General features: G+C 74.2%; 23 protein-coding genes. 8 read left to right on the forward strand and 15 right to left on the reverse strand.

Annotation, left to right across the window (positions count from 1 at the left end):
• Positions 1-35: 35 nt before the first annotated feature.
• Complete coding sequence (locus tag IE217_RS06225) at positions 36-521, forward strand: MarR family winged helix-turn-helix transcriptional regulator (RefSeq protein ID WP_190176703.1); 486 nt, start codon at positions 36-38, stop codon at positions 519-521.
• Here the strand turns inward: IE217_RS06225 and IE217_RS06230 are convergent.
• Entirely contained in the window at positions 485-1261 is a 777-nt protein-coding gene (locus IE217_RS06230; RefSeq protein WP_229865093.1) for a GNAT family N-acetyltransferase, read from the reverse strand. The genes IE217_RS06225 and IE217_RS06230 overlap by 37 nt on opposite strands.
• Positions 1262-1497: 236 nt before the next feature.
• Entirely contained in the window at positions 1498-2424 is a 927-nt protein-coding gene (locus IE217_RS06235; RefSeq protein ID WP_190176704.1) for an NADP-dependent oxidoreductase, read from the reverse strand.
• A 304-nt stretch (positions 2425-2728) separates the two neighbouring features.
• Here IE217_RS06235 and IE217_RS06240 point away from each other — a divergent pair, with 304 nt between their 5' ends.
• The 3 genes from IE217_RS06240 (at position 2729) to IE217_RS06250 (ending at position 5724) form a co-directional block, all read left to right on the forward strand.
• Positions 2729-3313: an Rv1733c family protein gene (locus tag IE217_RS06240; protein ID WP_190176705.1), complete on the forward strand. Its 585-nt coding sequence runs from the start codon at positions 2729-2731 to the stop codon at positions 3311-3313.
• Positions 3314-3638: 325 nt separating this feature from the next.
• The gene (locus tag IE217_RS06245) at positions 3639-4805 is read left to right on the forward strand and encodes a serine hydrolase domain-containing protein (RefSeq protein ID WP_190176706.1); all 1167 of its coding nucleotides are present in this window, start codon (positions 3639-3641) and stop codon (positions 4803-4805) included.
• 151 nt (positions 4806-4956) lie between these two features.
• On the forward strand, positions 4957-5724 hold the full coding sequence (locus tag IE217_RS06250) for a GntR family transcriptional regulator (protein ID WP_190176707.1): 768 nt from the start codon (positions 4957-4959) through the stop codon (positions 5722-5724).
• A 25-nt stretch (positions 5725-5749) separates the two neighbouring features.
• Here IE217_RS06250 and IE217_RS06255 read toward each other — a convergent pair whose 3' ends face one another.
• The gene (locus IE217_RS06255) at positions 5750-6475 is read right to left on the reverse strand and encodes a class I SAM-dependent methyltransferase (RefSeq protein ID WP_190176708.1); all 726 of its coding nucleotides are present in this window, start codon (positions 6473-6475) and stop codon (positions 5750-5752) included.
• Positions 6476-6780: 305 nt separating this feature from the next.
• On the opposite strand from IE217_RS06255, the gene rho reads away from it, so the two are divergent.
• Complete coding sequence (gene rho, locus IE217_RS06260) at positions 6781-7932, forward strand: transcription termination factor Rho (protein ID WP_190176709.1); 1152 nt, start codon at positions 6781-6783, stop codon at positions 7930-7932.
• Positions 7933-8175: 243 nt separating this feature from the next.
• Positions 8176-9336, forward strand: coding sequence for a D-alanyl-D-alanine carboxypeptidase family protein (locus tag IE217_RS06265; RefSeq protein ID WP_190176710.1), 1161 nt, complete (start codon positions 8176-8178; stop codon positions 9334-9336).
• A 27-nt stretch (positions 9337-9363) separates the two neighbouring features.
• On the opposite strand, the gene IE217_RS06270 is transcribed toward IE217_RS06265, so the two are convergent.
• The 10 genes from IE217_RS06270 to IE217_RS06315 all read right to left on the reverse strand — a co-directional run bounded on the left by IE217_RS06270 (position 9364) and on the right by IE217_RS06315 (position 17508).
• The gene (locus IE217_RS06270; protein ID WP_190177014.1) at positions 9364-10296 is read right to left on the reverse strand and encodes a glutaminase; all 933 of its coding nucleotides are present in this window, start codon (positions 10294-10296) and stop codon (positions 9364-9366) included.
• A gap of 37 nt (positions 10297-10333) precedes the next feature.
• The gene (aspA, locus tag IE217_RS06275) at positions 10334-11743 is read right to left on the reverse strand and encodes an aspartate ammonia-lyase (RefSeq protein WP_190176711.1); all 1410 of its coding nucleotides are present in this window, start codon (positions 11741-11743) and stop codon (positions 10334-10336) included.
• A 49-nt stretch (positions 11744-11792) separates the two neighbouring features.
• The gene (locus IE217_RS06280; RefSeq protein ID WP_190177015.1) at positions 11793-12809 is read right to left on the reverse strand and encodes an asparaginase; all 1017 of its coding nucleotides are present in this window, start codon (positions 12807-12809) and stop codon (positions 11793-11795) included.
• 198 nt (positions 12810-13007) lie between these two features.
• A complete protein-coding gene (locus tag IE217_RS06285) occupies positions 13008-13694 on the reverse strand; it encodes a FadR/GntR family transcriptional regulator (RefSeq protein WP_190177016.1) in 687 nt (228 codons plus the stop codon).
• 174 nt (positions 13695-13868) lie between these two features.
• The gene (locus tag IE217_RS06290) at positions 13869-14705 is read right to left on the reverse strand and encodes an undecaprenyl-diphosphate phosphatase (RefSeq protein ID WP_190176712.1); all 837 of its coding nucleotides are present in this window, start codon (positions 14703-14705) and stop codon (positions 13869-13871) included.
• A gap of 78 nt (positions 14706-14783) precedes the next feature.
• Complete coding sequence (gene crcB, locus IE217_RS06295) at positions 14784-15152, reverse strand: fluoride efflux transporter CrcB (protein WP_190176713.1); 369 nt, start codon at positions 15150-15152, stop codon at positions 14784-14786.
• Positions 15149-15529, reverse strand: a complete 381-nt coding sequence (locus IE217_RS06300; protein WP_190176714.1) for a DUF190 domain-containing protein — start codon at positions 15527-15529, stop codon at positions 15149-15151. The genes crcB (IE217_RS06295) and IE217_RS06300 overlap by 4 nt, the downstream gene beginning before the upstream one ends.
• Complete coding sequence (gene crcB / locus IE217_RS06305; protein ID WP_190176715.1) at positions 15526-15990, reverse strand: fluoride efflux transporter CrcB; 465 nt, start codon at positions 15988-15990, stop codon at positions 15526-15528. The genes IE217_RS06300 and crcB (IE217_RS06305) overlap by 4 nt, the downstream gene beginning before the upstream one ends.
• Positions 15991-16178: 188 nt before the next feature.
• A complete protein-coding gene (locus IE217_RS06310; protein WP_190176716.1) occupies positions 16179-17150 on the reverse strand; it encodes an SMP-30/gluconolactonase/LRE family protein in 972 nt (323 codons plus the stop codon).
• 70 nt (positions 17151-17220) lie between these two features.
• Positions 17221-17508 carry a helix-turn-helix domain-containing protein gene (locus IE217_RS06315; protein ID WP_190176717.1) on the reverse strand — a complete coding sequence of 96 codons (288 nt, stop codon included), beginning with the start codon at positions 17506-17508 and terminating at the stop codon, positions 17221-17223.
• 206 nt (positions 17509-17714) lie between these two features.
• Here IE217_RS06315 and IE217_RS06320 point away from each other — a divergent pair, with 206 nt between their 5' ends.
• Entirely contained in the window at positions 17715-18056 is a 342-nt protein-coding gene (locus IE217_RS06320) for a VOC family protein (protein WP_190176718.1), read from the forward strand.
• Between the two features lie 86 nt (positions 18057-18142).
• Positions 18143-18532 (forward strand): MarR family winged helix-turn-helix transcriptional regulator, encoded by a 390-nt coding sequence (locus IE217_RS06325; RefSeq protein ID WP_190176719.1) that lies wholly within the window; start codon positions 18143-18145, stop codon positions 18530-18532.
• Between the two features lie 27 nt (positions 18533-18559).
• Here IE217_RS06325 and IE217_RS06330 read toward each other — a convergent pair whose 3' ends face one another.
• Together IE217_RS06330 and IE217_RS06335 are read right to left on the reverse strand one after the other, a co-directional pair.
• Positions 18560-18967, reverse strand: a complete 408-nt coding sequence (locus IE217_RS06330; protein ID WP_190176720.1) for an SseB family protein — start codon at positions 18965-18967, stop codon at positions 18560-18562.
• Positions 18968-19178: 211 nt separating this feature from the next.
• Positions 19179-19520 carry an STAS domain-containing protein gene (locus IE217_RS06335; RefSeq protein ID WP_229865061.1) on the reverse strand — a complete coding sequence of 114 codons (342 nt, stop codon included), beginning with the start codon at positions 19518-19520 and terminating at the stop codon, positions 19179-19181.
• Between the last annotated feature and the right edge of the window lie 116 nt (positions 19521-19636).

The following is a 19636-nucleotide window of genomic DNA, read 5'->3' on the forward strand; positions in this document are numbered from 1 at the left end:
GTACTATACAACCGGAACAGCCGGGGAGGTATTCCATGCCAGCAGCCGAACGGCCGGACGGGACCGGCGCCGTCTTTCGCGGTGCCGCCGGGGAGACGGCCGTCGAGACCATCCAGCGCGAGATGACGATCTTCGCCCGCCGGGCGCGTGCCTCGGCGGGGCGCATGCACCCCGAGCTGTCCCTGGTGTCGTACACCCTGCTCGGGCACCTGGAGGAGAGAGGCGGCTGCCGCGCCACCGACCTGGCCGCGCACTACGCGCTGGACAAGTCCACGGTCAGCCGGCAGGTGGCCGCCCTGGAGCGGGCCGCGCTCATCGAGCGGCGCCTGGACCCGGACGACCACCGCGTGCAGGTGCTGCACCTGACGGGCGCCGGCCGGCGGATCCTCGCCCAGGTCACCGAGAGCCGCCGGGCGGCCTTCCGCGAGCGGCTCGCGGACTGGCCCGAGGAGGACCTGGTGCGCTTCGCCGCCTATCTCACCCGCTACAACGACTGGCCCCGGCCGGACGAGGACGCCTGAACTCCTGTCCGCGCCTGCCGGTCCCCGGGCGCGGCCGCCGGCCAGGACCCGGGGACGCGCCCGCCGAGGAAGGTGGTGCGGCGCCGCAGCCGGAAGCCCATCGACTCGTAGAGCCGGACCGCCGCGGTGTTGCCCGCGCCGGTGTGCAGGAACGGGGTCTCGCCGCGCTCCCGGATGCCGTGGGCGACGGCGAGGATCAGCCGGGTCGCCAGGCCCTGGCCGCGGAAGGCGGGGTCGGTGCAGACCGCGCTGATCTCCGTCCAGCCGGGCGGGTGCAGCCGCTCCCCCGCCATCGCGACCAGGGCGCCGTCACGGCGTATGCCCAGGTAGGTGCCCAGTTCGACGGTGCGGGGCAGGAACGGGCCGGGCCGGGTGCGGGCGACCAGGTCGAGCATCTCGGGCACGTCGCCGGGGCCGAGGAGCACCGCCTCCGCGTCGGGGGCCGCGGCCAGCCCGTCGTCCACCAGCTGCACGCCCTCGATCCGGAAGGTGACCTCCCACCCGTCCGGCAGGCTTCCGTCGAAGCCCGCCAGGGCGACCTCGGCGCCGGCGCCCGCGAGGGCCGCGACATCCGCCCAGTCGCCGTCCTCCGGTTCATCGGGCAGCGCCAGCCAGGGCGAGACGTCGACCGGATAGCGCAGCACCCGGCCGTACCGCTCGGCGAAACGGGCATGCGGGCCGGCCAGCGAACCCAGCGCCGGATTGTCGAGCACGTGCCCGGTCAGCACGTGCCCGGTCACGGCGACGGCCTGTGCCTGGCCGGAACCAGTCACCGGGACAGCACTCACCCCGCCGGCACCCGCCGCCAGGCCGGTGCCCGCGCCCCTGTGGGCGTCGGCGCCCCCGTCGGCGTCGCCGTCGAGCACGACGACGTTGCCCGTCGCGCCGACGCCGCCCGTCGCTGCGGCGTTCGCGTCAGCCGCGGCCGCCGGGGCCGCGCTCCCCTCCGCCGCGGGCGCCACCGCCGTCGCCTCGCTCATGCGGCGACCTCGATCACGATCTTGCCGCGGGCGTGCCCGTCCTCGACGGCGCGCAGCGCCTCACCGGCCCGCTCCAGCGGATAGGTGCGGGTGACGTGCGGGTCGAGCTCGCCACTGACGACGAGTCGGGCCACCTCGTCCAGGACGGCCGCGGTACGGGCACGCGCCACCCGCGCACCGCCCAGCTCCTCGACGGCCTGGGCCGGCGCGCCCGCGGTGATCAGCTTCGTACGGTCGGCCACCAGGCCTGCCGCCTCGGTGAGCACCTCGCCGCCGACCAGGTCGTAGACGGCGTCGATGCCCTCCGGCGCGGCCGCCCGCGCCCGTTCGGCCCAGCCCGCCCCCGAGGGCACATGCACGGCGCCGAGGCTCTCCACGAAGTCCTTCTTGCCCTCGCTCGCGACGCCCACGGCGTTCAGCCCGAAGGCCCGGGCGATCTGCACGGCCGCCGCGCCGACCCCGCCGCCCGCGCCGGTGACCAGCACGGTCGCGCCCGCGGGCAGCGCGAGCTGGCGCAGGCCGTCGTACGCGGTGGCCGCGGCGACGGGCAGGGTGGCGGCGTCGGTGTGCGGCACCCCGGCGGGCTTGTGCGCGGTGACCCCGGCGGGCAGCACCGCGTACTGCGCGTAGCCGCCGGACGCGGTGTTGCCGAACACCTCGTCGCCGACAGCGAAGCCGGTCACGCCCTCGCCCGTCTCCTCGACCACTCCGGACACCTCGTTGCCGAAGACGGCCGGGAAGTCACGCTCACCGCTCTCACCGGGACGGCGGTATCCGGTGCGCTGCTTCCAGTCGACCGGGTTGACCCCCGCCGCGCGCACCGCGACCAGGATCTGGCCGGGGCCCGGCGTGGGCCGGTCCACCTCGGCGAGCGCCTCGGTCTCCGGGCCGCCGTACCGGGTGAACACGTACGCCTTCGGCATCGCTCCCACTCTCCTTCGTTCTCACCGCACTGTCACCGTGGCTCCGGTGGCGGGCGCGAAGGCCCGCACGGGAGGTGCAAGGAAGATCACCGGGCGGCTATTCCCGGCGCGGGCGAGCGTTCATACGCCCTTGACGAAGTCACGTTTCGCGGCGGCCCGGCCGGGGACTCCGAGGGGAGGCAACCACCCCACGGAAGCGGGCCGTTGACCGCCGCCGCGTCACGCGCGGGGCGCGTGACGCCCGGGAGCCGGGCGACTCCCGCCAGGCCGCGTGGGGTGCCTTCCGCCCGGCGAGGAGGTCGGCATGCGTGCGTCCGTGCGCGGCTGGCGGTGGCGGCGCAATCCGCTGCGGCGCCGGTCGGACGTGGTCGAGGCATGGACCGCGCTCGCGGTGACGCTCACGCTGTTCCTGGGCGCGCCCCTGCTCGGTGCGCTCACCGGCTGGTGGGCCCACGGCCAGGCACGCGCGGTGCAGCGGGCGGAACTCGCCGGCCGGCACCGCGTGCACGCCGAGGTGGCCGGCCGGAGGCCGGACCCACCGCCGTCCGTGCGGGGCGGCGGCCGGCACACGTACCGCGTGGCGGTGCGCTGGAGCGACGCGGACCACAGGGCGCACACCCTCGTGGCGCGGGTGCCGCCCGGAACGCGCCAGGGCGACACGGTCGACGTGTGGCTGGATCCCGGCGGGCGCAGCGTCCCGCCGCCCCCGGACGAGACCGCGGTCTGGCAGCACACCGTCGCCCTGGGCGCCTGCGGCGCATGCGGGGCCGCCGCCGTCGTCCTGCTGGCCCGCTCGCTGGTGGGGCGCGTCGCGCTGCGGCACCGGCTGGCCGAGTGGGAGCGCGAGTGGGCCCGTACCGGACCGCGGTGGAGCGGCCGCCGGGCCTGACCCCACCGCTCCCCCATCCCCTGCAGCCCCTTTACCGTTTCCTCCGGCTCGCCCGCCCCGTCCCGCCGTCCACGGCCGGTCGCACCCCTTGCCGCTCCTCCGGCTCGCCCACCCCGCCCCGCCGTCCACGGCCGGTCCGTGCCTGGCGGCGGTGCGGCCGCGCCGGCCGAGGTCGTGCGCTCGAATCCGGCCGGGTCGGCTCCGGCGCCTTCCCTCCAGTCCGACCAGTCGGTACGTTCGGGGCGTCCGGGCCGCGCCGAGGCGGCCCGGCGTCCGGTTTCCCGGCCCACCGGCGATCCGGCTTCCCGGCGACCACGGAGGACCCATGTCCGCACACGACCCGCAGGTCCACGGCCACTGCGATCCGCGCTTCGCCGCGGTGCGCACGGCGTTCGAGGACAACTTCCGCGACCGGGACGAACTGGGCGCGGCGGTGGCCGTCACCGTGGGCGGCGAGACGGTGGTCGATCTGTGGGGCGGATGGGCCGACCCGGCCCGCAGCCGCCCCTGGGAGCGGGACACGCTAGTCAACGTGTGGTCGACCACGAAGGGCCCGACCGCGCTGTGCGCGCACGTGCTCGCCGACCGGGGACTGCTCGACTTCGACGCCCCGGTGGCCGCGTACTGGCCGGAGTTCGCGGCGGCGGGCAAGGAGCGGGTCCTGGTCCGCCATCTGCTGTCGCACCGCGCGGGCCTCTGCGGGCTGCGCGAGCCGCACTCGCTCGCCGGACTGTACGACTGGGACCTGACCTGCGCGCGGCTGGCGGCGACCGAGCCGTGGTGGGAGCCGGGCACCCGGTCCGGTTACCACGCGCTGACGTACGGCTTCCTGGTCGGCGAGGTCGTACGGCGAATCTCGGGGCTGCGGCCGGGCGCCTTCCTGGAGCGCGAGGTGACCGGGCCGCTCGGCATCGACTTCACCGTGGGCCTGCCGGAGAAGGAGGCCGGGCGGGCCGCCGAACTGGTCCACGGCCGCGACCCCCTGAGCGATGAACGGGCGGCCGCCTTCAGCCAGTTGACGCCCGCGGCGATCGCCGCGCTGACCAATCCGCTCGTGGGCGCGGCCGAGGCGAACACGCCCGAGTGGCGGGCCGCGGAGATCCCGGCGGCCAACGGGCACGGCACCGCGCGGGCGGTCGCCGCGCTCTACGGCGTCTTCGCCGGGCGCGGCACCCTGAACGGCCGGCGCGTGCTGTCCCCGGAGGCGGCCGAGCGGGTGCGCGAGGGGCAGGGCAGCTGCCGCGACCTGGTGCTGGGGGCCGGCTTCGAGCGGGAGACGGAGATCGGCCTCGGCCTGTGGCTCAGCGGCCCGAACGGCTCCTACGGCCCCAATCCGCGCGCTTTCGGACACGACGGCCTCGGCGGCTCCTGCGGTCTGGCCGACCCTGAGGCGGGCGTCTCGCTCGGGTACGTCATGAACCGGTTGGGGCCCCACATCGCCGACGATCCGCGGAAGATGGCGCTGATCGACGCGCTTTACAGCGCCCTGTGACGGGCCGCGGCACCGCGTGAGGGGCGACCCGGGCGGACGGATTTCGGCCTGAATGCCGGGCCGCCCTTCCCTTCTGGTTTAGACCAATGTTAGACCTGGTGGCGCAACGAGCCCGAGCGGCTACGGTACGTCACCAACCAGGAGGCGCGGCATGGCCCGCACCACCCCGCAAGACCACCCGACGACGCCCACGCGGGCGCCGGATCCGGAAGACGAAGGCCCCCTGTACTGGAAGGTCGCCACCCGCCTGCTCGGCGAGCTGCGCGCGGGCGCCGCGGGTCCAGGTGAACGGCTGCCGAGCGAACGGCAATTGGCCGTCCGCTTCGGCGTCAGCCGGGAGACCGTACGGCAGGCCCTGGAGGTGCTGCGGCGCGACGGGCTGGTCGCCACCGACCGCCGGGGCAGCCATGTCACGCTGCCCGGACTGCCCGTCGAGGCGCCGGCCACCCTGACCTTCCCGGTGGGCGCCCGCGCCGCCGACCCGGGCGCCCGCGACCGGGCCACGGTCACCTGGGAGACGCCCCCGCCGGAGCACGCGGCGGCCCTGGGGCTCGCCCCGCTCCGGCCGACCCTGGTCCACCGCTACCACTCGGCGGCGGCCGACGGCAGCGCGCTGCGCACCGCGGTGACCTCCTTCTCGGCGGTCGCCCTCGCCGAGGTGGAGGAGCTGGGCCGCTACCGCGACCGCGCCGACGGCTCGGGCGCCGCCCAACTGCGCCGGGCGTACGACTGGATGCGCCGGGCGGGGCTGACCCTGCACCACCGGGACTCGATCACCCCGCTCACGGACGGCCCCTCGGTACGCGTGCGGCGGCGCGTCCACGACCAGTACGCGCGCCCGCTGGAGATCACCGACCTGATCGTGGACGCCCAACAGGACGCGCTGGTATACGAGTTCACCCTGCCGGCGGCCGTCTGAGGAAGCCTGGAGGCCGGGGCGCCGCTCAGCGCGGCCTGCGTGCCGCGATCATCCGGGCCCGCGGGCTGCCGTCGGCGCGCCGGCCGAACTCGGGCGGCGCGTGCAGCTCCACCCGCAGGCCGGCCACCTCCAACTCCCTGACCAGGTCCGGGAATCGGAAGGCCCGGTAGTACATGACGAAGGCGGGCCGCCACACGGCGTTGCGCACCCTCATCACCGCGTCGAAGCCCAGCAGCGTCCAGTACGCCCCCGAACCGGGGCGCGGCGGGGCGGACACCGGCAGCGCGAACAGCCCGCCGGGTCGCAGCACCGAGTGAACCCCCCGGAAGAGACCGGGCAGTTCGCGCGGCAGGAAGTGCCCGAGCGCGCCGAAGCTGACGACCAGGTCGAAGGCCTCGGCGAACGGCAGCGCGCGGGCGTCGGCGCGCACCAGGGAGACCGCGGGGCCCGCGTCCGGGGCGTGCTCGCGGGCCATGTCGAGCATCCCGGTGCTGAAGTCGACCCCGGTGACGCTCTCGCGGCACACCCGGGCCAGCACGTCGAGTCCGGCGCCCGTGCCGCAGCACAGGTCGAGTCCGTCGCCGAACGGTCCGACGCGCTCCAGCGCCGCGCCCACCGCGTCCAGCACCGGGTCCGGGGTGCGGAAGGGGGTGCGGTCGAACTTGGGCGCGAGCAGGTCGTATCCGCGCTCGACGGACGACAGCGCCTGAACGGCGAGCTCGCGCGGGGTGGGGCCCTCGGGACTGAACATCGGGGCCAGCCTAGAGGACGCCGGGCCGCGCCCGGACCGGGCGGCGGCCGGGAGTGGTACAGTGCAGTCAGCACCTGTGTACGTCCCTTCGCGGACGACGGTGCGAGTTCTCTTCGACTCAAGCGTCGAATCATCCACGCGGCAGCGGCGGCGCTTCGGCTTCCTGTCACCACCTTCGAGCCCCGTGAGTTCGTCGGTGGCCGCTTCCGCCGTGACCGGCCGGGGTGGTGTCTCCCCCGTCCGCGGCTTCTCCCCTTCCCCCTCCGCATGCCCCCGTGCCGTACGTCCTGAAAGGACCGCACCCCATGACCACCACACTCGAACACCCCCCGGTGCGGCAGCAGCCGTCCCCGGCCGTCCGGACCGTCTCCGGTGTCCTGGACCTCGACGCGAACGGGAAGGGCGGCCGGCTTCGCGGCCCGGCGCTGCTGCCCGGACCGGACGACCCCCAGGTCTCCCCCGCCCTCGTCCGCGGCCTCGGCCTGCGCGCCGGCGACCTGGTCGAGGGCGCGCGCGGCGACCGCGGCGCGCTGACCGACGTGACCCGCGTGAACGGACGCGCGCCTCACGAGGCCCGGCAGCGCCGCGACTTCCACGTCCTCACCCCGCTGCACCCGCGCGACCGGCTGCGCCTTGAGCACCCCGCGGCCGGACTGACCGGCCGTGTCGTCGACCTGGTCGCGCCCGTGGGCAAGGGGCAGCGGGGGCTGATCGTGGCCCCGCCCAAGACGGGCAAGACCGTCCTGCTCCAGCAGACCGCGGCCGCCGTGGCCGGCAACCACCCCGAGTGCCGGCTGATGGTGGTGCTGCTGGACGAGCGCCCCGAGGAGGTCACCGACATGCGGCGCTCGGTGCGCGGCGAGGTGTACGCCTCGACCTTCGACCGGGCGCCCCGTCAGCACATCGCGCTCGCCGAACTCGTCATCGAGCGGGCCAAGCGGCTCGTGGAGGCGGGTGAGGACGTCGTCATCCTCCTCGACTCCCTGACCAGGCTGTGCAGGGCCCACAACAACGCGGCCGCCTCGGGTGGGCGCACCCTCAGCGGCGGCGTGGACGCGGCCGCGCTGCTCGGCCCGAAGCGGTTCTTCGGCGCCGCGCGCCTGGCCGAGGAGGGCGGCTCGCTCACCATCCTGGCCACCGCGCTGGTGGAGACCGGCTCCCGCGCCGACGACTTCTTCTTCGAGGAGCTGAAGAGCACCGGCAACATGGAGCTGCGGCTCAGCCGCGAGCTCGCCTCCCGCCGCGTCTTCCCCGCCGTCGACATCGACGGGTCCGGCACCCGGCGTGAGGAACTCCTGCTGTCCCCGCCGGAGTTGGCGGGCACGCGGGGTCTGCGCCGCGCCCTGCGGGGCCGCGACGGGCAGAGCGCCCTGGAGCCGCTGCTGGAGAAGCTGCGCACGACGCCCGACAACGCCGCGTTCCTGCGCCGCGTCCAGCCGACCCTGCCGGCCGCCTGACCGCCCGCCGGGCGACCGGACGCCGGGCGAGAAACCGCCGCGCGACCGCCTGACGCGCACCCGGCCTGCCCGTCGTCCGCCCTCACCCCCGTCCGCCGTCACTCGCGTCCGCCCTCACCCGCGTCAGCCCTCACCCGTACGCAGGACCCGGGCGCACGGCCGCTGGGGCATCCGGGTGTTCGTGCACCCCGTTCGGCCCCCGGCGGCGTCACGCCTGCGCCAGATCCTTCCTACGTTTGCGATATGACGATCGGATTTGCTTCTCGCGCCGCGGTGTCGGCCTGCTCCCTCTGTGCGGCAGGCATCCTGCTCCTGGCCTCCCCCGCCGCCGCGGCGGGCCGGGCGGGCTCGGACCCCGGCTCACCGGGCGGGCCGGTCACCGCCGTGCCACAGCCGGCCGTGCTCCAGCACGAGGGCACCCAGGTCCGGCTCCGCGCGCAGGCGCCCGGGCTTCCGGAAGTCTCCGCACTGTCCTGGCTGGTGGCCGACGCCGGCACCGGCGAGGTGCTCGCCGCGCACAACGCGCACGAGAAGCTGCCGCCCGCCAGCACCCTGAAGACCCTCTTCGCGCTCACCGTGCTGCCGGCCTTCCCCGGCGGGGTCCGGCACACCGTGACCGCCCAGGAACTGTCCGGGATCGGACCCGGCAGCAGTCTGGTCGGCGTCACCGAGGGGCACACCTACCAGGTGTCCGACCTGTGGCGCGGGGTCTTCCTCAACTCAGGCAACGACGCCGTGCACGTGCTCGCCTCGCTCAACGGCGGCTGGGAGCACACCGCCCGGCAGATGCAGGCCAAGGCCCGCGCGCTGGGCGCGGTGGACACCCACGTGGTCTCACCCGACGGCTACGACGCCGACGGGCAGGTGTCCTCGGCCTACGACCTGGCCGTGTTCGGCCGCGCCGGACTGCGCAACCCCGACTTCGCCCGCTACTGCTCCACCGCCCAGGCCTACTTCCCCGGCGACGGCGGGAGCTACGGCATCGCCAACACCAACCGCCTGCTGACCGGCGCGGACGGGGTGGCGCCGTACCCGGGGCTCATCGGCATCAAGAACGGCTACACCAGCAACGCGGGCAACACCCTGGTCGCGGCGGCCCACCGGGACGGCCGCACCCTCGTCGTCACGGTGATGAACCCCCAGGACGGCGGGGGCTTCGCGGTGTACGACGAGGCGCGGGCCCTGCTCGACTGGGGGTTCGCCGCCGCCGGGCACGTCGACCCGGTCGGCTCGCTCGACGCGCTGCGCCCGGTGACCCACGGCCCGGCGATCGTGGCCTCCGCCGTGCGGCACGAGGAGTCCGACTGGCCGGGGACCGGCACGATCGCGGGCGCCGCGGGCCTGGGCGCCGGCGCCGCGCTCCTCGGCTGGCGGTCCCGGCGCAGGCGCACGGCGCGGACCTGACCGAAGGGCGCGGAAGCCCACCGGGGCTCAGAACACCGAAAGGCCCGTCAGCGTAGTGAAGCGGTCCAGGGCCGCCACGCCCGCCACCGAGTTGCCGCGCTCGTCCAGGCCCGGGCTCCACACGCACAGCGCGCACCGGCCCGGCACGACCGCCACGATCCCGCCGCCCACGCCGCTCTTGCCGGGCAGCCCGACGCGGTAGGCGAAGTCGCCGGCCGCGTCGTACGTCCCGCAGGTCAGCATGATCGCGTTGACCTGCTTGGCCTGGCTGCGGCTGAGCAGCCGGGTGCCGTCGGCCCGTATGCCGTGCCGGGCGAGGAAGGCGGTGGCCAGGGCGAGGTCGGCGCAGGAGGCCGCGATGGAGCACTGGCGGAAGTACTGGTCCAGCAGCACCGGCACCGGGTTGTCGATGTTGCCGTAGGCCGCCATGAAGTGGGCGAGGGCGGCGTTGCGGTCGCCGTGCGCGGTCTCGGAGGCGGCGACCTCCTGGTCGAAGTCCAGGTCCGGATTGCCGCTCTCGGCGCGCAGGAACCGCAGCAGTTCGCCGGCCGCGTCCCCGGTACGGGTCTGGAGGCGGTCGGTGACGACGAGGGCGCCGGCGTTGATGAACGGGTTGCGCGGGATGCCGTTCTCGTACTCCAGCTGGACCAGGGAGTTGAACGGGTTGCCGGAGGGCTCGCGGCCCACGTGCTCCCACAGTTCGTCTCCCTCGCGGGCGAGGTCGAGGGCGAGGGTGAAGACCTTGGTGACGGACTGGGCGGAGAAGGGCTCCCGCCAGTCCCCCACCCCGTAGACCGTGCCGTCCAGTTCGGCGACGGCCATGCCGAAGGCGCGCGGATCGCGGGCGGCCAGCGCCGGGATGTAGTCGGCGGGCCGCCCGCGGCCGGGGGTCCGCTCGATCTCCTCCGCGATGCGTTCCAGGATCGGCTGGAAGGTTCTCGACGACGTCATGATCACCATCATGCCTCCGGGCCGGTGCGGGCGCGCGTGGTGCGGATCAGGCGCGGGGCGTGCCGCTGCCCGCGAGGACTTCCGGGCGCAGCAGGCCGGCCAGCCGGTCGGCGGGCAGCAGGCCCTTCTCCACGACGAGTTCGGCGACGCCCCGGCCGGTGGCGAGGGCCTCCTTGGCGATGCCGGTGGCGGCCGTGTAGCCGATGTGCGGGTTGAGGGCGGTGACCAGGCCGATGGAGTTCTCGACGGTGGCGCGCAGCCGCTCGGTGTTGGCGGTGATGCCGTCGACGCAGCGTCCGGCCAGGGTCAGGCAGGCGCTGCGCAGGTGGGCGATGCTCTGCGAGAGGGAGCGCAGGATGACCGGTTCGAAGGCGTTGAGCTGGAGCTGTCCCGCCTCGGCGGCCATGGTGATGGTGACGTCGTTGCCGATCACCTCGAAGGCGACCTGGTTGACCACCTCGGGGATGACCGGGTTGACCTTGCCGGGCATGATGGACGATCCCGCCTGCACGGGCGGCAGGTTGATCTCCCCGAGGCCCGCGCGGGGTCCGGAGGACAGCAGTCGCAGGTCGTTGCAGCACTTGGAGAGCTTGACCGCGATCCGCTTGAGCACGCCGGACAACTGGACGAACGCACCGCAGTCCTGGGTGGCTTCGACCAGGTCGGCGGCGGTGACCAGCGGCAGTCCGGTGACGGTGGCGAGGTGGCGGCGGGCCGACTCGGCGTATCCGGCAGGGGCGTTGAGGCTGGTGCCGATGGCGGTGGCCCCGAGGTTGATCTCATGGATCAACTGGACGGCCTCGTCAAGACGATGACGGTCCTCGTCCATCATGACGGCGTATGTCGAGAACTCTTGACCGAGCGTCATCGGCACCGCGTCCTGCAACTGTGTACGGCCCATCTTGAGCACATCGCGGAACTCGACGGCCTTGCCGGCGAAGGAGTCCTGCAGTACGGACATCGCGTCGAGCAGTCCACGCACCGCGAAGATCGTCGCGATCTTGACGGCGGTCGGGTACACGTCGTTGGTGGACTGTCCGAGGTTGACGTCCTCGTTGGGGTGCAGGAAGCGGTACTCGCCCTTGGCATGGCCGAGCAGTTCCAGCGCACGGTTGGCGACGACCTCGTTGGCGTTCATGTTGGTCGAGGTGCCGGCGCCGCCCTGGATCACGTCCACGACGAACTGGTCGTGCAGCTTCCCGGCGCGGATCTCACGGCAGGCCGCGACGACGGCGGCGGCCTTCTCTGGCGCCAGCAGTCCGAGTTCCTCGTTGGCGAGGGCGGCGGCCTCCTTGACGGCGGCGAGGGCGTCGACCAGGTGCGGGCAGGCGGAGATCGGGGTGCCGGTGATGGGGAAGTTCTCCGTGGCGCGCAGGGTGTGGACACCCCAGTACGCGTCGGCGGGGACGTCGCGGTCGCCGAGCAGGTCGTGCTCGCTCCGGGTGGCGGCGGTCATGAGGGTGCGGCCTCTTTCGCGGTACGGGAAGGGGGTGGGCGGTGCGCGCTCAGGCGCGGGCGGTGAGCTGGGCCGGGGCCAGGGCGCGGACCGGGCGTACCCGTCCGACCGGCTCGCCGCCGCCGAGCAGCGTCTCGCCCGCGAACCCGGCGAGCAGGGCGGGGTCGACGCCCGCCCGGGCCAGGGCGGCCGCGGCGACCGGGATCCGGGCCCGGTTCGCGCCGTCGGCGATCTTCACGGCAACGGCCCGGCCGTCGGGCAGGGCGGCCGTCTGCACGCCCTCGAAGCCGTCCTTGGCGAGCAGCCCGGGCACGGCCCGCATCAGCGCGGCCACGTCCCGGCCGGAGCCGGAGGCCATCTCGGCGTGCTCGCGCATCGCGCCGGCCACCCGCGCCTCGGGGCTGCCGGGCGCGGCGGTGGTGAGGCGGGCGGCGGCGCGGGCGAGGCCGTGCAGGGAGACGGCGAACAGGGGCGCGCCGCAGCCGTCGACGGTGACGTGGGCGACGCGCTGCCCGGTCAGGTCCTCGACGGTCCCGGCGATCACCTGCTGGAGGGGGTGGGCCGGGTCGAGGTAGTCCTCGAGGGACCAGCCGTTGAGGCGGCAGGTGTGGAGCATGGCCGCGTGCTTGCCGGAGCAGTTCTGGGCGAGCCGGGAGGGCATGCGGCCCTCGCGCACCCAGGCGTCCCGTACGGCGGGGTCGTAGGGCAGGTCGGGGACGTTGCGCAGGTCGTCCTCGGTGAGTCCGGCGAGTTCCAGGATCCGCCGGGTCCCGGCGAGGTGGCGTTCCTCGCCGGAGTGGCTGGCGGCGGCGAGGGAGAGCAGGCCGCCGTCCAGCGGGAGCCCGGCCCGGACCATGGCCACGGCCTGGAGGGGCTTGAGCGCGGAGCGCGGGAAGAACGCGGCCTCGATGTCGCCGAGCCGGAGGCCGACGTGCCCGTCGGCGCCGAGGACGACGACGGAGCCGTAGTGGACGCCCTCGATCACCGCGCCACGGATCACGTGGGCGACGGGGGCGTGGAGGGGTTCGCGGACGGGGGGTGCCTGGGCGGGGGGACTGCTGTGCATCACTGCCTGGTTCGTCTTCATCGGTGAGGTGGTGGTGTGGCCGGCCGGCGCGGGGGTCACGCGCCGGCGGGGGTGCGGGCGATGCGGCGGCGGGCGGCGAACCAGCCCGCGACGAGCGCCCGGCGGTCAGCGGCGGGCACGGCACGGTGGCCGCGTCGGCGTGACGGTGTGACGGCGTTCGGGACGCGTGACGCCCTTTCAGGTGCTGTTCGCTCGACGCTCGGCTCCGTCGCCGGTGGAGTCGTGCGCGCGGCGCACGATGTCGGTGAGGGTGTTCTCGACGCGGTCGAGGTGGTGGGACATGGCCTCGACGGCGTCCGGCTCGCTGCCGTCGGTCAGCGCCTCGACGATCGCCCGGTGCTCGCGGTTGGACTGCTCGCGGCGGCCGCCCAGTTCGTTGAGGAAGGCCGACTGGCGGGCCAGCGCGTCGCGGATCTCCTCGATCACCCGGCGGAACACCGGGTTCTGCGCGGCCTGCGCGACGGCGAGGTGGAACAGGGTGTCCAGCGCGACCCACGAGGTCGTGTCGGTCTCCCGCTCCATCCGCTCCAGCAGGTGGACGAGGTGGTCCAGGTCCTCCGGGGTGCGGCGCCGCGCCGCGTACCCGGCGACCGGGATCTCGATGTGGCGGCGCACCTCCAGCAGGTCGCTGGCCGCGTAGTCGCCGAAGGTGGGGTCCTCCACCGCGTTCGCGACCACGAAGGTGCCCCTGCCGGTGCGGGACACGGTCAGGCCCATCGTCTGCAGCGCGCGCAGCGCCTCGCGCAGCACGGGCCGGGAGACCTCCAGGGTGCGGCACAGTTCCGCCTCGGAGGGCAGCTTGTCGCCGATCGCGTACTCGCCGCGCTCGATGGCTCCGCGGAGGTGGGTGAGCACCGCTTCCATCGCGCTGACGCGCCGGGGTGCCGAGCCACCTGTCTGGCTGTCTGACAGGTTCACGGGGCGATCCTCCGGGGTGCGCGACGGCACTGTCAAGGGGCGTCGTGAGAAAACATCCACGGCGTGTGAGGCCGTGTACGGGCCTCACACCCCGTGGGCGCGGCCGGGCCGCGGGGTCGCTCAGGCGTCGAGCACGCCGCTGCCCAGCAGGGCGAAGAGCAGCACGCCGACCGCTATGCGGTAGAGCACGAAGGCGTTGAAGGAGTGCTTGGCGACGAACTTCAGCAGCCAGGCGATGGAGGCGTAGGCCACCACGAAGGACACCAGCGTGCCGACGGCCAGCGGGGCGGCGCCCACGCCCGCGCCGAGGGCGTCCTTGAGCTCGTAGATGCCGGCGCCGGTCAGGGCCGGGATGCCGAGGAAGAAGGAGAGCCGGGTGGCGGCGACGCGGTCGAGGTCCAGGATCAGCGCGGTCGACATGGTGGCGCCCGAGCGGGAGAAGCCGGGGAAGAGCAGGGCGAGGATCTGGGAGGTGCCGACCAGCATCGCGTCCTTGAACGAGGTGTCGTCCTCGCCGCGCTTGTGCCGGCCCATCTGGTCCGCGCACCACATCACGGCGCTGCCCGCGATCAGCGAACCGGCGACCACCCACAGCGAGCCGAGCGGCCCGTCGATCAGGGGCTTGGCGGCCAGGCCGACGACGACGATCGGGATCGTCGCGTAGATGACCCACCAGGCGAACTTGTAGTCGTGGTGGTAGCGCTCCTCGCGGTGGGCGAGGCCGCGCACCCACGCGGAGACGATCCGCACGATGTCCTTGAAGAAGTACACGAGCACGGCGGCGATGGCGCCGACCTGGATGACGGCGGAGAAACCGACGACGGAGGTGTCGTCGACCGGGATGTCCATGAGCCCCTCGGCGATCTTGAGGTGGCCGGTGGAGGACACGGGGAGGAACTCTGTCACCCCCTCGACTACTCCTAGGACGACGGCCTGACCGACGGAGATGGCGCTCATGGGATCCAGTTCTGCGGATGGGGTCGACAGTGTCGTGCACAGCCCTATCGCGCCGAGGTGAAGCGGAGGTGGACGGCGTCAGAACGCGGCGGAAAGCCACACGCCGGCGAACGCCGCGCCGAGTCCCGCCACCACGCTCGCGGCCGCGTTGCCCACGGCGTAGAGCCCGGCGCCGGTCTCGGTCAGCCTCAACGTCTCGTAGGAGAAGGTCGAGTACGTCGTCAGCGCGCCGCACAGCCCGGTGCCCAATAGCAGTTGGAGGTGCGGGCCGGCCGCGCCGGAGGCCACGGCGCCGGTCAGCAGGCCGAGGATCAGGCAGCCGGTGACGTTGACGACGAACGTGCCCCAGGGGAAGACCGAGTCGTGCCGGGACTGCACGGCGCGGTCGGTGAGGTAGCGCAGGGGGGCGCCGACGGCGGCGCCCAGGACGACCAGCAGCCAGTTCACGACCGCCTCCTGCCCTTCGCGGCGGGGGCGCCGGGTTCGTCGCCCCGGCCCACGTAGCGGATGACCTCGCAGTCGTCGAGGATCACCAGTCCCTCGGCGACCAGTTCGTCGAGCTGCGGCAGGAAGGCCCGGACCCGCTCCTCGGTGTCGACGATCACGACGGCCACCGGCAGGTCCTCGCTCATCGACAGCAGCCGGGAGGTGTGGATCAGGGAGGAGGCGCCGAAGCCCTCGACGCCGCGGAAGACGCTGGCGCCGGCGAGCCCGGCGGTGTGCGCCCGGTGCACGATCTCCGAGTAGAGCGGCTTGTGGTGCCAGGTGTCGTTCTCGCCGATGAAGACGGTCACGCGCAGGGCGCTCCCGGTGAGCCTGGTCATCGCTGCCTCCACTTCAGGACGCGGCGGGCCGCCGTCACGGCGAGCCACACGGCCGCGAGCGCCGCGCACAGGGTCGCGGCGAGGTAGGCCAGCCCGGTGCGGGCGTGGCCGGAGTCGACGAGCTTCTGGATGTCCACGGCATAGGTGGAGAAGGTGGTGAAGCCGCCGAGCACGCCGGTGCCGAAGAAGGGGCGGACCAGGCGGTGGGCGGCCCACACGTCGGTGACGACCACCATGAAGACGCCGATGACGGCGCAGCCGAGGACGTTGGTCCAGAAGGTCGCCCACGGGAATCCGCCGGGCGGGGTCGGCCACCACAGGGAGGCCGCGTAGCGGGCGGTCGCGCCGAGCGCGCCGCCGAGCGCCACCACCGCGACCACCGGCGCCTGGGCCCGCCAGGCGCGGCGCGGGCGTGCGCCCGGTGCGCGCAGGCGCAGGCTCTCGGTTTCCGGGGCTGTCATCGGTCGTACGTCTCCTACTCGCCCGGGCCCCCGGGTGCGCGGGGCCGCTGCCTTCGCAAGTAGGGACCGTTGGCGGCGCCGGTGCCGCGGTTCGGGTACGGCGGGCCCCACCGCCGCGCCGCGGACGACCGCGGCCGCCCAACAGGGTAGCCCCAGGTGGTCACCGGGGTCACTTCGGACACGGTGGGTCAGGGGCGGGACGGCGCCTCGCAGAGGGCGACGCCCCGTTCCCAGAGGCTGCCGAGGACCAGGTGGCCGCCGGTCTCGCAGACGCTGGTGACCATGCGGTAGCCGGAGCGGCGGCGGGCGAGGTGGTGGGTGATCCGGCCCTCGTCGTCCACGGCGAGGACGCCGGCCGCGCCGGTCGGCCGGTACGGGGCGCGCACGGCGACGCGGGCGGCGGCCCCGCGCACGGCCGGGGAGGAGCGGTGCAGCAGGTCCAGCGGGGGCACGCGGGGACCGGCCAGGGAGACCCACACCGGTCCGTCCTTGCCCGCCCGCCAGATGTTGTCCGGCATGCCCGGCAGGTCCGCCACGAAGGTCTCGGCCCGGCCGCCGCCCGCTCCGGCGAGCCAGTACCGGGTGAGCCGGCGCGCGCCGGTCTCCGCGACCACGAGGAAGGACTCGTCGGCGCTCGGCGCCAGGCCGTTGGCGAACTGGAGCCCGTCGAGGACCACTTCGGGCGTCCGGCTGCCCGGCGCTAGGCGCAACAGCCGTCCCGTTCCGGTGTGTTCGACGATGTCGCCGATCCACTGGCCGAGCGGGTAGCGGCGGCTGGAGACGGTGAAGTAGACGGTGCCGTCCGACAGGGCGACGACGTTGCTGCAGAACCGCAGCCGCTCCCCCGCCACCGCGTCGGCGAGCACGTGGACGGTCCCGCCGTCCGGATCGACGCGCAGCAGACCGCGTTCGGCGTCGCACACCAACAGGTCGCCGTCCGGCAGGAGTTCCAGGCCCAGCGGCCTGCCGCCGGTCTCCGCGAGCACCGAGACCCGCGCGGCGGCGCCCACGGGCTGCTCCGTCAGGCCGTCCAGGCGCAGGATCCGGCCGTCCTCGACGCCGGTGAACACGCGGCCGCGGTCGTCGGCGACGACGTCCTCGGGGCCACGACCGCCGACGCCCACGTAGGCGAGCGGGACGAGAGCGGTGGGACGGTCCATGGGTGCCTGCCCTTCGACGTCGTCACAAGACGCCTCATCCTCGCAGGCCGGTCCCCCCGCGACAGCCCCGTCACCAGCCTTTCTCGAACATCCGCGCCACCTCGGCGATACGGAACTCGTCACGGCGGTAGTGCGTGCGGCGCCGGACGCGCCGGGTGCGCAGCAGGCCCAGAGCGGCCAGCAGTTCCAGGTGGGACTCGGCGGCCCGGCGGGGAATGCCGAGGCCGGCGGCCACGGCCCGCGCGGTCGCGCCGTCCGCCGGCGGACGCCCGTACCAGGGCCGGCGTGGGCGAGCCGGGGGATTCTTCAGCCACTCCAGGATGGCCAGACGTGTCCGGCCGGCGGGCGCCTCGGGCATCGCCGCCTCCTGTCCTCCAAGCCGCCTCGTCCTGACCCTTCCCACTGTCCCGCGCGCGCACCCGGCGTGTACGGCACTCCCGGGTCTTGTCCGGTACGACCGGTCAGGATCGGAGAAGCGGTGCGGCGCGTTCGCGGCCTAGCGTGGGACCACCGGCGCAGCACAGCACGCGCCGGCGGACCGGCCACCACCATGAGGAGCGCGCCATGACCGAAGGCCTGAAGACCGTCATCTACCCCGTCAAGGACCTCGACCGGGCCAAGGCCCTGTTCAGGACGCTGCTGGAGACCGAGCCGTACGCGGACGAGCCGTACTACGTCGGCTTCAAGGACGCCGGCCAGGACGTCGGCCTCGACCCGAACGGGCACGCCAAGGGCATGACCGGCCCGGTCCCGTACTGGCACGTGGAGGACATCCGGACACGCCTGACGGCCCTGGTGTCGGCGGGTGCGGAGATCCTCCAGGACGTGCAGGACGTCGGCGGCGGCCGGCTCATCGCCTCGGTCAAGGACGCGGACGGCAACCTGATCGGGCTGATCCAGGGTTGATCAAGGGTTGATCCGCGAACCGCTCCAGGGCGGGTCGCCCGGTGGGCGTCGGCGCGTCTGGATGCACGCGCATTAACATGCGGTGTATGGGAGCGAACGCGGCCGGGCCCCGGCTCGAGGAGCAGTGGCGGGACATCCTGTCGGTGCACGCGCGGACGATGTGCGAGATCGACCGCGCCCTGCACCCGCACGGGCTGGGCGCGAGCGACTTCGAGGTGCTCGACATCCTGGCCTCCGAGGGCCCCGACGCGGGCGAGCACTGCCGGGTGCAGAACCTCGTCGGCCGGGTGCACCTCAGCCAGAGCGCGCTGTCCCGCCTGATCGGCCGCCTGGAGAAGGAGGGCCTGGTCGAGCGGTCGGTGTGCGCGGAGGACCGGCGCGGGGTGTGGGTGTCCCTGACCGCCAGGGGCCGCGCGCTGCACGCCGAGGTGCTCCCGCTCCAGCGCGCGGCGCTGGCCCGCACGCTGAACGGTTAGTCCGGTCCGTCCGGGGCGTCCCCCGGCTCAGCCCTCCGGCCGGGCCAGGAGCGTCCGTACGCCCTCGGAGGTCAGCGTCAGGCCGTGCGGCGAGCTGGCGTCGATGGTGAGCGACAGGTCGTCGGCGGGCCACTGGGAGGCCAGCGCGCCGAGCGGCACCAGCCGGTAGCGGGAGACGAAGGGCAGCAGCTCCGACATCTCCAGCTCCGAGGTGAACACGGGCACCACCGGCACCCCGCCCGGCTGTTCCAGGACCGGCAGGGCGACGGCCGAGGGATTGGTGGCGTCCTCCTCGCTCACGTCGTCGGGCACGGGGATCAGGACGTCGCTGCCGGCGAGCGTGTCCAGTGCGACCGCGTCCTCGGCGTTCCGGGCGAGGACGTCCAGCGCGTGCTGCGCGGGCGTCGCGGCGTTGTCGTTCGCGGGTGTCTCCATGGCTGATTCCCTGGTAGCGGCAGTCGTGCGGCCGCCCGGACGGTGCTCGTCGCGGGCACGTTCCTGCTCGCGTACCCGATCACCGGCGGCGCAACCACCCGAGTGCACGGCGGCGGGCTCTCCGCGATACGCGACGCGGAGAGCCCACCGGGGCTCACTTCCGAACCCCGTGGGGACTGGGTAACCACGACTCCGGAGGCGATTCGCCGATTCACTCCGGCCTGGCGCCGGCGTCCGTGTCCGCTGCCGCGCCGGCCGAGAACAGCGGGCCCGTGCCCGTGAGGGCGAGCAGCCGCTCGGCCACCGGGGTGGCGGCGGTGATGACGACGCTCTTGCCCTGGGTGAGCGCGCGCCGGCGCAGGCTGATGAGGATGTTGAGGGCCGAGCAGTCGCAGAACGCGACCGCCCCGAGGTCCACGTCGACGCCCCGGGCCGAGCACGCGAGGGCCTGCCGCAGGGCGCGCTGGAACGCCTGGCCGGCATCGAGGTCCAGCTCGCCACGCACCGCCACGACCACCCGGTCGCCGGCGGGACGGCTTTCGATCACCGGCATGACCGCCTCTCCCGCCCGTGCGTGCCCGTCTTCCCGCATCAGGCTCACTCCCGTGTATGGCACACGTCAAGTTATACCGGAAAACTTGTTCATGCTTTTGCATACATGAAACATGG

It is taken from the genome of Streptomyces naganishii JCM 4654, from assembly GCF_014650575.1.
GTDB lineage: Bacteria > Actinomycetota > Actinomycetes > Streptomycetales > Streptomycetaceae > Streptomyces > Streptomyces naganishii.